Origin of the sequence: Pseudoclavibacter endophyticus (genome assembly GCF_008831085.1) — a bacterium.
GTDB lineage: Bacteria > Actinomycetota > Actinomycetes > Actinomycetales > Microbacteriaceae > Pseudoclavibacter > Pseudoclavibacter endophyticus.
Window position 1 is genome coordinate 385462 of record NZ_WBJY01000001.1, and the last position, 10968, is coordinate 396429.

Sequence of the window (10968 nt, forward strand, 5' to 3'; positions counted from 1 at the left end):
CCCTCAGCCGTTCGCCTGCGCCCGGGCGTCGCGCTCCGCGGGGCCGTGCCCATCGGGGCCGCCCTGAAACGTCGTGAACCTGGGCACGTAACCGGGGCGCTGGAGCGGCGACCACGGCAGCCCGAGCCGCTCGCACACGCGCTCGAGTCGTGTGCGCGGCGCCGCGAGCTCGGCCTCGCCGCCGATGAGCACCACGCGCATGGCGTGCTTCGCCGTCGTACCCCAGTGCTCGAGCAGCGTGACGTGGCCGCGGAGGATGCCGGCGGCCCGCCCCGCCGTGCGATCGCCGCCGCGCGGCACGTGCCGTTCGAAGCCCGTCTCGAGTCGGACCACCCCGGGCGCCGTGGTCGGATCGGCACCGTGCCCCAGTCCGTGCGGGCCGCGCGGCAGGTCGATGCCCAGGTACGGCGCCACGTCGACATCGCCGGGAGCGAGCAGTGACGCGTGCGGCACGCGCCCGGCTGCCGGATAGTCGGCCAGCGACCGCACACCCGGTCCGAGCCCCGCGCTGGCGACGTGCATGACCGCGTCGACGCGCATCCCGAGCCGCATCGCAGTTCCCACCACGCTGCCGCCGAAGCTGAAGCCGAATGCCACGAACCGCACGCCGGGGGCACGCGGAACAGCGTTGACGAATGCGCCGAATCTGCGCCCGAGCCTGGCCGCGGCGGCCGAGCCGAGCCCGAGCGGGCCTCGCGGAAACGTGCTGCCCTGCCAAACGATGAGTCCGGTCGTGCCCGGAGCCCCGGCGTGCACGAGTTCGCTCATCGTGTGAGCCTTCGCCTCGAACTGCAACAGGTCGGCGTCGTTGCCGGGGACGAACACGGCGACGGCCTCGACCCCTGGGGCGATGGGTGAAGCGAACGGGTCGTCGGTCTCGGCGATCCCGTGGCCGACGTACTCGACGATGGCGTTGCGCTCGGGATCGAAGGCGAGCAAAAACCGCAGCCGCCCCGCTCGGGAGACGAGACCGGGGCCGCTCGAGAGAGCGTCGAGTCGCTGCGCGAGCAGCTCGGCTCGGGTCTCGCGGCGATGCGACAACCGACGGAGACCGCCCCGACGCGCCCCCTCGCGACGGGCGATGTGCGCGGCGAGCGTGCGGTGGTTGGCGTCGACGCGCGCGGGCCAGGGGATGCCGTCGAGATTCCCCACCGTGAGCGCCGCGTGGCCGATGAGCACGCCGCGCGCGTCGTCGCTCAGCCCGGCCCACCAGACGCGCACGACCGCGGGCCGCGGGGGAGCGTCGACCAGCCGCCGCTGAAGCCCGGCTAGCGCCGAGCCGAGCGTCGTGCCCGCGTTCGTCCTCACGCGGTCGGGATCGACACCGGCGGCCGTGGTCACGCTGGCGGACGAGGCGAGCGCGACGAGCTCGTCGAGGTCGCCGGCGTGGCTGCGCAGGGGGCGCTGGAGGCGTCGTCGGGACATCGACGGAAAGATACCGGAACTCGGCGGCGCCCAGCCGAACGCGTTCCTTCGGGGTTCGGAATCGGGGCGCGGCGGACGCGGATCGAGGTGCGTGCGCAATCCTGCGCCCCGAAGGCACGGCCACGGAGTCGGTCGCGGTGAACTGGTCGCCCTGCCATGGGAGGGTGGGGTCCCCGACGAAAGGCGACCCATGACGCGATCCGAACCGGCGGGCACCGCGACGAGTGAGCATTCCGCCGCCCGAGTGCACCTTCCCAGCCCCGAGCAGACAACCGACGTGCGGCTCGTGGCCGTCGACATGGACGGCACGCTGCTCGACGGCGACGGCGAGCTCCCCGACGGCCTGTGGGAGGTGCTCGAGGCGCTGCGCGCGCGGGGGATCGCGTTCGCCCCGGCGAGCGGCCGGCAGTACGCGGCACTGCGCGACCACTTCGACCGGGTGAGCGATGGCATGGTGTTCCTGGCGGAGAACGGCAGCTACGTCGTGCGTGACGGACGCGAACTTGCGAGCCGCACGATCGAGCCCGGCACGGCTGCGGAGGCCGTGCGCCTCGCCCGCGAGGTGGGGGAGGCGCACGCGGACTGCGGCGTCGTGCTGTGCGGAAAGCGGTCGGCGTACGTCGAGCGCACCGACGACCGGTTCCTCGAGGCGGCCATGCCGTACTACCTCGAGCTCGCGCGCGTTCCTGATCTCCTCGCGCACGATGGCCCCCTCGCGCACGACGAGATCGTGAAGGTGGCCGTGTTCGAGCTGCACGATGCCGAGCCCAACGTCCTTCCGGCGATGCAGCGCCTCGGCGGCGCGCAGGTCGTGCTGTCGAGTCGCCACTGGGTCGACATCATGGTGGCCGGCACGAACAAGGGCGCGGCACTCCGGCAACTGCGCGATGAGCTCGGTATCACGAGAGACCAGACGATGGCGTTCGGTGATTTCCGGAACGACCTCGAGATGCTCGCCGAGGCTCGATTCTCGGTCGCGATGGCCGGCGCCCACCCGGACGTGGTGCGCGCGGCGTCATACCTCGCCCCGCCGAACACCGACCGGGGCGTGCTGAGGGCACTCGACGCCTCCCTCGGGCTCGGTTTGGGGCTGGCGTGAGGTGAGGGCCGAGGGTGGCGCCGACGTGACGGGCTCAGCTGGCGGTCGCGCCCGCCGTGCTCGATCGGGTCGGCTCTGCCGACCCCTCAGGGGTTCCCGAGCGCTGGCCGCCCCTGACCGACGCTGATTCCTCGCGGGCGATGCGCTCGACCCGCTCGAGCCACTGCGCCCGCCGCTCGGCCGAGGCGCCCTTGACCGGGGCGAACCGGGTGGCGCGCACGGGCGAGAGACCGCAGAACGCGAGCGTTCCCTTCGTGAGCGAGTTCAACCGCGTGTCGGGCATGAGGCGCTGGAGCGCGAGCGGCGTGTCGGAGGTCATGAAGACGCGGGCGCTGCGGCCGCTGAGCAGGCCCTCCGGCAGGCCGCGATCGGTGTACCGGTACTCCTCCTGCGGCAGCAGTGCTCGGTCGAGGAACCCCTTGAGCAGCGCGGGCGTCGACCGCCACCACACGGGTGTTACGACGACGAGGTGCTCGGCCCGCCGGATGGCCTCGCGGGCGTCGGCGAGGTCGGGCTCGATCGGCATGCGCTTGGTGTAGCCGTGCCGCATGTGCACGTCGAACTCGAGGTCGCGCAGCGGCAGCAGCCTGGCCGCCGGATCACCGCGCAGGTACGACTGCGCAATGGCGGCGCAGAAGCTCGTGGCATTCGGGTGGCCGTCGATGACGAGTGTTTCGCTCATGGCTTCCTTTCGATGAGGGACGACCGGATGCTCGAGCGCCCGGTGCGTGCCATCTTGACAGTGCCCAAGAATTGGACATTGTCAACATAGGCGTACGATATTGACTGTGTCAAGATCGGATGCGCCATACCATCACGGCCGCCTCGCGCCCGTCCTCGAGCAGGCCGCGCTCGAGGTACTGGCCGAGCGGGGTACCTCCGGGGTGAGCCTGCGCGAGGTCGCGCGCAGGGCCGGTGTGAGTCACAACGCCCCCTATCACCACTTCGGTGATCGTCAGGGCCTCTTGAAGTCGGTCGCCGCGCGTGGCCTGCGCGACCTGCTCGCCGCCATGACCGCCGCGCGCGATGGGGCGACGGGTGCGCGCGGACGCGTCGCGGCGGTCGGCCTCGCCTACGTCGACTTCGCCATCGATCGCCCCGGATTGTTCGATGTCATCTTCGACCCGGAGATCTGCGATCCGCGAGAGCCGAACCCCGTGACCGGTCCGTTCATCGAGGCGACGGAGGCGTTCCTCCGCGAGGCGGTCGGCGAGCTCGTGCCCGACGCCGACGACGCGCGCGTCGAAGAGCTCGCCGCCGCCCTGTGGAGTCTCGTGCACGGCCTGGCGGTGCTCGTGGCTGCTGGGCACCTGCCGCGGGAGGTCGTGCCCGGCTCGCTCGGGTCGATGCTGGGCCTCTCGGCGTAGCGCTCCCGGCCGCCTCGGTATCCGCCGAGAGTGGTGCTGAGGGCTGTCATCGCAGCGTCCACTGCCTTAGACTTGAGTCACCTGCACTCAAGTGTGTTGAGTGCACTGACTTCAACCTGTAAGGGAGGCGCCAGATGGCAAACATGCAAGGCGCTCAGGCTCCGAATGAGGACGCCAAGAGCGCACTCGAACAGTTCGGTGTGAACTACACCGACCTCGCGCGCGCCGGAAAACTCGATCCCGTGATCGGGCGCGACGCCGAGATCCGCCGGGTGAGCCAGGTGCTCACGCGGCGTACCAAGAACAACCCCGTGCTGATCGGCGAACCCGGCGTCGGCAAGACCAGCGTCGTCGAGGGGCTCGCGCGGCGCATCGTCGCCGGCGACGTCGCCGAGTCGCTGAAAGACAAAGAGCTCGTCGCACTCGACATCTCGGCCCTCATCGCCGGTGCGAAATACCGCGGTGACTTCGAAGAGCGGCTCAAGGCCGTCCTGGCCGAGGTCAATGAGGCCGAGGGGCGCGTCATCACGTTCATCGACGAGCTCCACATTCTCATGGGAGCCGGTGGCGGCGAGTCGAGCGTGAGCGCTGCGAACATGCTCAAACCGCTCCTCGCCCGCGGCGAATTGCGGCTCATCGGCGCGACGACGCTCGACGAGTATCGGGAGTACATCGAGAAGGATGCTGCGCTCGAGCGACGCTTCCAGCAGGTCTTCGTGGGCGAGCCGAGCGTCGAGGACACCGTCGCGATCCTTCGTGGCCTCAAGGAGCGGTATGAGGCCCACCACCACGTGGCGATCGCCGACGGCGCGCTCGTCGCGGCTGCGCAACTGTCGAACCGCTACATCACGGGCCGAAAGCTGCCGGACAAGGCGATCGACCTCATCGATGAAGCGGCCAGCCGCTTGCGCATGGAGATCGACTCGGCGCCCGTCGAGATCGACACGCTGCAGCGGCAGGTCGACCGCCTGCGACTCGAGGAGCTCGCCCTCAAGAAGGAGAGCGACGAGGCGTCGCAGCAGCGGCTCGCAGCGCTTCGCGTCGAACTCGAGGGCAAGCAGACCGAGCTCGACGCGCTCACGGAGCGCTGGGACGAAGAGCGCAAGGGGCTGAACCGGATCGGTGAGCTCAAGGAGCGGCTCGATGAGCTGCGCGGCCGTGCCGACGTCGCCCAGCGGGAGGGCGATCTCGAGCTTGCCTCGAGGCTGCTGTACGGCGAACTGCCCGGCATCCAGAAGCAGCTCGCCGAGGCGGAAGCGTCCGAAGATCAGTCGCCGAAGCTCGTGAACGACCACGTGACCGACGAAGACATCGCGAACGTCGTCGCCGCGTGGACCGGCATTCCCGTCGGCCGCCTCCTGCAGGGCGAGAAAGAGAAACTGCTCCACCTCGAGCGCGAGCTCGGCACGCGCATGATCGGGCAGGAGCGGGCGGTGCGCGCGGTCGCCGACGCGATCCGCCGCTCGCGGGCGGGCATCGGTGACCCGGCCCGGCCGACGGGATCCTTCCTGTTCCTCGGCCCGACCGGTGTCGGCAAGACCGAGCTCGCGAAGGCGCTCGCCGAGCTGCTGTTCGACGACGAGAAGGCCATCGTGCGCATCGACATGTCCGAGTACGGCGAGAAGCACTCCGTCGCGCGGCTCGTCGGCGCGCCCCCGGGGTACGTCGGCTTCGAGCAGGGCGGCCAGCTCACGGAGGCGGTGCGTCGACGGCCGTACTCGGTCGTGCTGTTCGACGAGGTCGAGAAGGCGCACCCCGAGGTATTCGACCTGCTGCTGCAGGTGCTCGACGACGGCCGGCTCACCGACGGCCAAGGGCGTACGGTCGACTTCCGCAACGTGATCATGATCCTCACGTCGAACCTCGGCTCGCAGTATCTCGTCGATCCGATGCTCGGCGACGCCGAGAAGGAGGAGCGCGTCATGGCGCTCGTGCGGCAGTCGTTCAAGCCGGAATTCGTCAACCGGCTCGACGACATCGTGGTCTTCTCCGCCCTCACGGAGGATGAGCTCGCGCGGATCGTCGGCCTCTACGTCGACCGCCTCGAGCGGCGTCTCGCCGAGCGGCGGCTCACCCTCGACGTCGATGCCGACGCCCGTGCCTGGCTGGCCGAGCGCGGCTACGACCCGATCTACGGCGCGCGGCCCCTGCGGCGGCTCATGCAGCGGGAGGTCGACGATCGGCTCGCGCGCGGCCTCTTGGCCGGCGCGATCCGCGACGGCGACGCCGTGCGCGCCAGGGTCGCGTCCGACGGTGACGGGCTCGTCGTGCAGTCGGCGACGCCGCACGAGGCCGCGGTCGAATAAGACCGCGGCGCACCCCCGCCCCTCGGGGGCGGGGGTGGCGTCGGTTATTCGGCCGGCACCGCGAAGAGCTCGTCGAGCGGCAGACGCGTGCGCTCGGCGGCATCCGCCTGACGCGTCTTCTCGTCGATGCTCCCCGCGTCGTCGCTGTACACGCCGAGGGCCGCAACCGACTTCGGTGCGATCGACTCGGGCAGGGCGAAGCTCTCGGCGATCGCGGCCAAGTTGGCCCCGCCCATCTGGCGCAGGCTCAGGCCAAGCTTGGCGGCCTGAACCGTGAAGTGCGCGGCGGCCTGGCCGAGGTCGTAGTCGGCGTACGGCAACGTTTTGCCATCGGCCGAGACCGGCGTCCTGCAGAACACGACGAGGGCGGAGGCGCGCGAGGTCCAGCCCTGATTGAACGCCATGAGCCCGTTTTCGATCTTCGCGAAGGTCTCGGTACCGCGACGGCCGACGATGAAACGCCAGGGCTGCGAGTTCTGCATCGACGGCGCCCAGCGGGCAGCCTCGACGATGCTCGTCAGCTGCTCGTCGCTCAGCACGTGCGTCGGGTCGAAGCCCTTCGGGCTCCAGCGGGCCGCCAGCAGCGGCGCGATCGGTGCCGAGGTCGGGTTGCGGATCTCGGTGGGTTCAGCCCATTGGAGCTGGCTCGTTGTCATGCGTGTCCTTTCGGATCGGGAATGGTTGGGAATCCTGTGGTGCTGCGGTGGGCTGTCGCCGGCCAGGCGGCGAGGTGGCGGCTCAGTCGAGCGGCCGTACGAGCAGGTCGTCGAGGTCGCGCCGCGACCGGGCGCGGGCGTCGCGCTCGCGGATCGCCTCGGGCACGTCGTCCGACGCATCGTGGGCGCCGATCGCCATGACCGCCATCGGCACCAGCTCGTCGCCCAGCTCGAGCGAGGCTTGCAGCGCATCGGCGTCGAAGCCGCCCATCTGGTGAGCGACGAGCCCGAGGTGCTCGACCTGCACGGTCGCGTGCGCTGCCGACTGGCCGAGGTCGTACTCGGCCCACCGGTAGGTCGTGCCGTCGCGCTCGGTGCGGGCGATGAACGCGACGAGGGCCGAGGCCCGCGGCGCCCACACCCGATTGAACCCCGTGAGCGTTGACGCGATCGCGTCGTACGTCTCGCTGCCGCGGCGCCCGGCGGCAAACGCCCATGGCTGTGAGTTACCCGACGATGGCGACCAGCGGGCCGCCTCGAGGACGCTGCGCAGCCCGTCGGCCGACAGCTCATGGCGCTGGTCGAAGCCCCTCGGGCTCCAGCGTTCGGCGAGCGCGGGGGCGATCGGATGGGTGGTGGCGTTGCGGGGCGTCGTCACGGCGGTCCTTCCTGCTGGCTCCGGTGGCGGGTGCTGCGGCCGATGCCGGCCAGCACCCGCCCTGTCTCGGTCGCGTCGCAGCTTGGCTCGTGCACAATGGTCGCGCTGTGCGCCCCCAGAGCAGAACTCTCGAAGCCCCGAGCCTATTCCGGCTCGGCGAACTCGCGCACCGTCTTGCGGGCGCGCTCATGGTGTGCTGCCTCGTCGCCGTCCTCGCCGCGTGCAGTTCCCGGCCGGCGCCGCTGGAGGACCCGCCGCCCGTCCCGACCGAGGAGGCGACGTTCGACACGGCCGCCATCGAGGCGGGAATGGATGCCATGCTCGCTGCCGGCGCGCCGGCCGTGCTCGTGGAGGTGCGCGACGGCGACGAGGTGTGGCGTCACGCCCTCGGCGTCATCAGCGTGACGGGCAACGAGCGGCCGGACCCGCTCGCCGCGGTTCGCATCGCGAGCGTCACGAAGTCGATGATTGGCGTGATTCTGCTGCAACTCGTCGCCGAGGGGCGACTCGACCTCGACGAGCCGATCGCCGAGTACCTGCCCGACCTGACACTCGGCCGCGAGGTCGTCGAGCTTGGCGAAGTCGACGACGGGGCCGGCGGTCAGGGCGACGCCGCGGTCCCCGACGCGACCGGAGCATCCGGCCCGGACCTCACGCTCGAGCCCTCGCCCGTGCCCACCGGTCCCGATTGGACGGCGCCGGCTCCAGACCCGGACGCTTCGGTTCCCGATGAGGTGCCGCCTGGTGCCGTCGAGGGGTCGGATGTCGCGTTTGACGCGGATGGCGCCCCGATCCTCGACCCGACCACGATCGTGACGCCTCGCATGCTCGCGCAGCACACGGCGGGCGTGCCCGACTACATCGGCACGTTCCCGCTGACTGACTTCGCCGAGCTGCCGTCGACCCTGGGCGGCGATTACGACCTCGACGAGCTCATCGGCCGCGTGGCGGCCGAGCCGTGGCCGAGCCGGCCGGGCGGCGCCTTCAACTACTCCAACACGAACTACCTCGTGCTCTCGCTGCTCATCGAGCAGATCACGGGTGACCCGATCGAGCGAGTGATCCAGGAGCGCATCGCCGAGGGCGGCGGTCTCGAGGCGACCTCGCTGCCGGGCGACGCGACGCTGCCGGAGGGCGGCGCCCACGGCTATTTCGAGCTCGAGGGCGTGTACATCGACGTCTCGACGCAGTCGGCCTCGCTCTGGTCGGGCGCGGGCGGCATCGTCTCGACCGTGGGCGATGTGAACTCGTTCTACCGGGGGCTCATGCAGGGCGCGTACGTGCACGCCGACGAACTCCGCACGGCGCTCGAGCTCAACCAGGCCGGGTACGGCATCGGCGTGCAGGGCCACGCCGACCCGTGCCCTCCCGGTGATCCGGTCTTCGCGACGCCGCCGGGCCCGACGAACGACGACGACGCCGACGCCGGGGACGCGGCTCTCGATGCTGTCGGACCCGACGGTGAAGGCGCTCAGGTTGGGGGCGGCGACAGCGCCGGCGAGGATCCGACGCCCTCCGCGACGCCAGGCGACGCGGGGCCGGCGGTCAGCCAGTTCCCGCAGATCGGCGAACCCGGCATGACGTACGGCCACCTCGGCTCGGGCCTCGGCTATCGCATCCTCTCGATGTCGAGCCCCGACGGGATGCGCCAGGTGACGCTCTCGTGGACGGCGTCGCCGGTCGACTACGGCGGCGACCCCAGGCTCGGACCCGCGTGGGAGACGATCGATGCCGCGCTCACCGCGACGTGCCCGAGAACGGACGCCGGCGCAGGCGGGTAAACGTCTGCGGGAGTACGGAGGCGCGAGGCGTAGCGTGACGGCATGGATGTCAACACCCCCACCGCGGGAGCACCCTCGAGTGCCCCCGTGAGCAACTCCCCGATCGCGCTGCAGCACCGCTTCGCGACCGATGTCCCGGAGCTCGCCGTGCCGTGGCGTGCCGCCGAGGTCGAGCATCCACGCCTGCTCGCCTTCAGCGACACGCTGGCCGACGAGCTCGGCGTCGACGCCGAAGCGCTGAGCAGTGAAGAGGGGCTCGCGTTCCTCACCGGCAACCGCCTCCCGGAGGGCGTCACGCCCGTCGCGCAGGGTTATTCCGGCCACCAGTGGGGCATGTACACGCCCCGCCTCGGCGACGGTCGCGCGCTCCTCCTCGGCGAAGTCACTGACCGCGCGGGACGCTTGCGCGACATCCACCTGAAGGGGTCGGGCGCAACGCCGTTCTCGCGCGGCGCCGACGGGCTCGCCGCCGTCGGGCCGATGCTTCGCGAGTTCATCATGGGCGAGGCGTTCCACGCGCTCGGCATCCCGGGAACCCGCGCGCTCGCGGTCATCGGCACGGGCCGGCTCGTGCGGCGCGAGGGGCTCGAACCGGGGGCGCTCCTCGTGCGCGTCGCGAGCAGCCACCTGCGCGTCGGCACGTTCCAGTACGCGAGCGCTTCCGGCAACCTGGAGGTGCTGCGGCGCCTCGCGGACCACGCCATCGAGCGTCACGCGCCCGAGGCGGCGGAAGCGGAGCATCCGTACCTCGCGTTCTACGAGCACGTCGTCACCGCGCAGGCCGAGCTCGTGGCGGCGTGGATGCATGTGGGGTTCGTGCACGGCGTCATGAGCACCGACAACACGACCGTGTCGGGCGAGACGATCGACTTCGGGCCGTGCGCCTTCCTCGACGCCTTCGATCCGGGCCTCTGGTTCAGCTCGATCGACCAGAACGGGCGGTACGCCTACCGGCAGCAGCCGTCGATCGTGCAGTGGAACCTGGCGCGCTTCGCCGAGGCGCTGCTGCCGATCCTGCCGCTCACCCGCGACGAGGCGATCGCCGCGGCCGCCGACGCCGACGCTCGCGCCGACGCGAGGGAGCGAGGCGACGAGGCCGCCGACGACGAGGGCGCCGAAAGCGAGCGGCGCGCCGACGCCGAGGCGCGGCAAATCCGCGCCGTCGAGCTCGCGACGGCGGCCCTCGAGCGCTTCGGGCCGCAGTACGCAGAGACGTACGAGCGGGGGATGCGCGCCAAGCTCGGTCTCGCCCACGTCGCGCTCGACGACGCGCGGCCGGTGATCACCGGCGTGCTCGACCTCATGACGGCCGCGCGCGCCGACTACACGCAGTTCTTTCGGGGCCTCGGCGCGCACGCCGCTTCGGGACGCGGCACGCCGGCGCGCTCGCTCTTCCCCGAGCCGGAGGCGTTCGAGCGGTGGGCCGAGCGCTGGCGCGCTCTCGGACCCGACCGGGAGGCGATGGACGCGGTGAACCCGGCCTACATCCCGCGGAACCACCTGGTCGAAGAGGCGCTCGCCGCGGCGAGCGACGAGGCCGACCTCGGGCCGCTCGAGCGCCTGCTCGCGGCGGTGCGGCAGCCGTTCGACGTGCGGCCCGGCCTGGCGCGGTACGCCGAGCCCGCGCCGGCCGACTTCGGGCCGTATACGACCTTCTGCGGCACGTAGGCCGGCTT

The 10968-nt window shown here is 71.4% G+C and carries 9 protein-coding genes; 5 read left to right on the forward strand and 4 right to left on the reverse strand.

The window, feature by feature from the left end:
- Nucleotides 1-3 precede the first annotated feature (3 nt).
- Nucleotides 4-1425, reverse strand: coding sequence for a hypothetical protein (locus tag F8O04_RS14720; RefSeq protein ID WP_188726336.1), 1422 nt, complete (start codon nucleotides 1423-1425; stop codon nucleotides 4-6).
- A gap of 190 nt (nucleotides 1426-1615) precedes the next feature.
- Between F8O04_RS14720 and F8O04_RS01665 the strand changes: the two genes are divergently transcribed.
- Nucleotides 1616-2524, forward strand: coding sequence for a Cof-type HAD-IIB family hydrolase (locus F8O04_RS01665; RefSeq protein WP_158027574.1), 909 nt, complete (start codon nucleotides 1616-1618; stop codon nucleotides 2522-2524).
- Nucleotides 2525-2558: 34 nt separating this feature from the next.
- Here the strand turns inward: F8O04_RS01665 and F8O04_RS01670 are convergent, their stop codons facing one another.
- A complete protein-coding gene (locus tag F8O04_RS01670; RefSeq protein WP_158027575.1) occupies nucleotides 2559-3206 on the reverse strand; it encodes an NAD(P)H-dependent oxidoreductase in 648 nt (215 codons plus the stop codon).
- Nucleotides 3207-3312: 106 nt separating this feature from the next.
- Here F8O04_RS01670 and F8O04_RS01675 point away from each other — a divergent pair, with 106 nt between their 5' ends.
- Complete coding sequence (locus tag F8O04_RS01675) at nucleotides 3313-3891, forward strand: TetR/AcrR family transcriptional regulator (protein ID WP_158027576.1); 579 nt, start codon at nucleotides 3313-3315, stop codon at nucleotides 3889-3891.
- A 134-nt stretch (nucleotides 3892-4025) separates the two neighbouring features.
- Nucleotides 4026-6197 (forward strand): ATP-dependent Clp protease ATP-binding subunit, encoded by a 2172-nt coding sequence (locus tag F8O04_RS01680; protein ID WP_158027577.1) that lies wholly within the window; start codon nucleotides 4026-4028, stop codon nucleotides 6195-6197.
- 44 nt (nucleotides 6198-6241) lie between these two features.
- Here F8O04_RS01680 and F8O04_RS01685 read toward each other — a convergent pair whose 3' ends face one another.
- Complete coding sequence (locus F8O04_RS01685) at nucleotides 6242-6853, reverse strand: nitroreductase family protein (RefSeq protein WP_158027578.1); 612 nt, start codon at nucleotides 6851-6853, stop codon at nucleotides 6242-6244.
- Nucleotides 6854-6935: 82 nt separating this feature from the next.
- Entirely contained in the window at nucleotides 6936-7511 is a 576-nt protein-coding gene (locus F8O04_RS01690) for a nitroreductase family protein (protein ID WP_158027579.1), read from the reverse strand.
- 107 nt (nucleotides 7512-7618) lie between these two features.
- On the opposite strand from F8O04_RS01690, the gene F8O04_RS01695 reads away from it, so the two are divergent.
- Both F8O04_RS01695 and F8O04_RS01700 read left to right on the forward strand, forming a co-directional pair.
- Nucleotides 7619-9292, forward strand: a complete 1674-nt coding sequence (locus F8O04_RS01695) for a serine hydrolase domain-containing protein (protein ID WP_158027580.1) — start codon at nucleotides 7619-7621, stop codon at nucleotides 9290-9292.
- 42 nt (nucleotides 9293-9334) lie between these two features.
- On the forward strand, nucleotides 9335-10960 hold the full coding sequence (locus F8O04_RS01700; RefSeq protein WP_158027581.1) for a protein adenylyltransferase SelO: 1626 nt from the start codon (nucleotides 9335-9337) through the stop codon (nucleotides 10958-10960).
- Nucleotides 10961-10968: the final 8 nt, after the last annotated feature.